Source organism: Pseudoalteromonas sp. Z1A6 (assembly GCF_011378745.1).
Classification (GTDB): domain Bacteria; phylum Pseudomonadota; class Gammaproteobacteria; order Enterobacterales; family Alteromonadaceae; genus Pseudoalteromonas; species Pseudoalteromonas arctica.
In genome coordinates, this window is sequence record NZ_WTKW01000436.1 from 1 (window position 1) to 3,102 (window position 3,102).

General features: G+C 38.4%; 3 protein-coding genes. All 3 read right to left on the bottom strand.

The annotated features are described in order from the left end of the window. Nucleotides 1–158: 158 nt before the first annotated feature. A complete protein-coding gene (gene trmJ, locus GQR46_RS18185) occupies nucleotides 159–884 on the bottom strand; it encodes a tRNA (cytosine(32)/uridine(32)-2'-O)-methyltransferase TrmJ (protein WP_024589846.1) in 726 nt (241 codons plus the stop codon). Nucleotides 885–1,041: 157 nt separating this feature from the next. Continuing rightward, complete coding sequence (locus GQR46_RS18190) at nucleotides 1,042–1,797, bottom strand: class I SAM-dependent methyltransferase (protein WP_010554084.1); 756 nt, start codon at nucleotides 1,795–1,797, stop codon at nucleotides 1,042–1,044. Nucleotides 1,798–1,854: 57 nt separating this feature from the next. Next, a complete protein-coding gene (locus tag GQR46_RS18195) occupies nucleotides 1,855–3,033 on the bottom strand; it encodes a response regulator (protein WP_007586368.1) in 1,179 nt (392 codons plus the stop codon). Nucleotides 3,034–3,102: the final 69 nt, after the last annotated feature.

Sequence of the window (3,102 nt, forward strand, 5' to 3'; positions counted from 1 at the left end):
ATTTAGAAACTCTTACTTTTAAATTGTAGAGTTAACAAATTTTCAATACTTGACCTCTTTGGTCAAGTATTACAGCCATTGTAATTACCTGAGTAATTTAGTCAAGTATTAGCGCGTTAATTAGTCTAGGTCTTTTATAACTAATAGCTATACCTAAGTTACTTAGGGATAGCCTTATTAATTGAGGTGAGAATACCGCGTAAAATATTCATTTCAGCATCTTCAGGGTGAGCTCGGTTGAACAAACGGCGCAATTTAGTCATAACTAAACCAGGGTGTTGCTTGATGATAAAACCTGTTTTAAACAACGTGTCTTCAAGGTGATCATAAAACAACTCTGTTTGCTTTGAGCTTGGGTAAACTGCATCGTCTTCTTCAACCTTTTTAGGTTGTTGATTTAAAAATGCCATGCGAGTTTCGTAACTAAGTGTTTGTACGGCCATAGCTAAATTAAGCGAGCTGTACTCTGGATTAGCAGGAATACATACATGGTAATTACAAAGCTGTAATTCTTCATTAGTTAAACCACTGTTTTCACGACCAAATACTAGCGCTACAGGACCATTTACGGCTTCAGCAACGAGCTTTTCACCACATTCACGTGGTTCAACCATTGGCCACGAAAGCGTACGAGAACGCGCACTTGTGCCAATCGTTAATGTACAGTCAGCGATAGCTTCTTCAACGGTACCTACAATAACTGCATTGCCTAAAACATCAGTTGCGCCTGCAGCTAATGCACTTGCTTGGCTGTCTATTTCGCAAGCAGGATCAACTAAATAAAGTTTTGATAAACCCATGGTTTTCATGGCGCGAGCCGCCGAACCAATATTGCCGGAATGTGACGTGTTAACTAAAACAATGCGAATATCATCTAAGATCATTACTGTGCTACTTTGCTATGCCAAAAAATTGCGCAAATTCTAACATGAAAATGTAATAAGATCCTAGATTCAAAAGGCTAGATCCTATGATCAAACCCAATATAACGATTCTTACATGGATAAATTCTAGGGATATAACGCCGATTTGTTTTGATGCTTAAACCATTGCCGCTTTTACATAGACATCAAAACGGTTCTTTTTGGTTTTGATCTGCATACTTGGGGTTTTTTCGTTTAAGAATGGGGCGTAATCGGGGCGTTTTACAACAACGCGCTTACTGGCAAGTGGATAGGCAAAATCAAGTAGGTCGTCAGCGTCGTTGTCTGCACCAACAAGCTCTTGGAATACGCGCATTTCTTTTTTAACTAATGCTGATTTTTCGCGATGCGGGAACATGGGATCTAAATAAACAACATCAGGCATGCTTTCGCATTGAGAGAGCAAAGTATGACTTGAGCCAAATATTAGGCTCATGTTTTCTTTCATCCACAAACCAATTTCAATATCGCTATAGGCTCGCTTTAAACCATCGTATAAAAGTGCAGCTACAACCGGGTGACGTTCATGTAATATAACTTTGCACCCTAGCGAGGCAAGTACAAAACCATCTCGCCCTAAACCAGCGGTAGCATCAAGTACAACAGGCGTTGCACCTTTATTTAAACCCACCGCTTTGGCAATTGCTTGCCCTTTACCACCGCCAAACTTACGCCTATGGGCGGCAGCACCGGTTACAAAATCAACGTTAATTGCACCTAGTTTTGGCTCGTCGGTTTTAAATAGACTTAACCCTTTATCATCGTAATGTAAGCTAAAGCCACTGCAATTTTGCGCCCATTGGGCTAAACCAAAGCGTGTTTCTAATTCATTTAAATAAGGGCGTAACTCTTTAAAAGCACACTGAATAACCACAATAAACTCCGACGATAAAATACGCCTGTAGTATATCAACCGCTTTACTTTAAAGCACTAAAATAGCTCTATATCACTATGATGATTCGTATTGACCTTTGCGGCTTCCGCTTTAGTACGTAAATTGGATATAAGTTCATTGCGGCTTTCGGCAACTTGTTTAAGCTGATATTTGATAAAGGCTAAATCACTATTAGCCGATACAAATAACTGCATTGTTTGATCCAATTGAGATATATATAAAGTGAGATCCGCAGGATTTGCTTGTGTTTGTTGTAGCTTAATAGCGCAGTCAAGTTCATGTAGCTGCTCTATAAACTCTTTAGTACTTTTGTTTTGCTCTACATTTTGAGTAGTTAACTGCTTAACAATATCTTGAAGGGCTGTACTTATTTGAGCTGCCTGCTCATAACTGCTTTCGCTTCTTTCCATGGTAACAACCTTCTCGTTGGTTACTTCTAATATATGCGGGAACAGATCTTTGTAGCGCCCATACAAAGCATCGTTATCAACTGGCATATTTTTTATCAAAAGGGACACTTTGGGGTAATTAATGATAGTGCTGCTACCAATATCAACAAATCGTTGAGCATTTCGATGTTGCTCAAGCAGCTCTTGCTCTAACGGGCAAACACCACTTTGCTGGCTGTAAAAAATACCTTTTCCTTGATACCAAAACACCACCACAACATCTAAATTTAAAGGAGCAAAAAAGGTAAAAAAGTATTCACTCAACGATTGAAAGTTATTAGCGTGATAACTTTGTCCAACGTAGCGCATTATACGCCCCATATCACCTGACTCTGTCATTGCCATTTCAGCTGTTTTATTCGCTTTTACTATATCTAATTTTAGTTTTGCGCATTTTTGCCTATATTCGTAAAGTACCTTTATTCGCGCTATTAACTCTTCTGCATTAAAAGGTTTTGTAATGTAATCAGATGCGCCGACGCTATAACCTTTTACCCGATCGCTTAGCTCTATTTTAGATGAGAGAAACATAACGGGAATATCTTGAGTATTTTGACTCTGCTTTATAGTTTTACATACGTCATAACCTGACATACCTGGCATTTCAATATCGAGTAAAATAATATCTGGGTTGTATTTATTGGTTAGCCTTAATCCTTCATCGCCATCTTTTGCATGAATTATTTTACAAAACCCTGCTAAAGACTCTTCAATTATATGATGAACATACTTGTCGTCATCAATTGCCAATACCAACTTTGCCATGCCTTAGTCCATTTTATTAGGTGTGCTAAAAGCATAGTACGGTAGGATGAAATTACTAAAAATTATTAG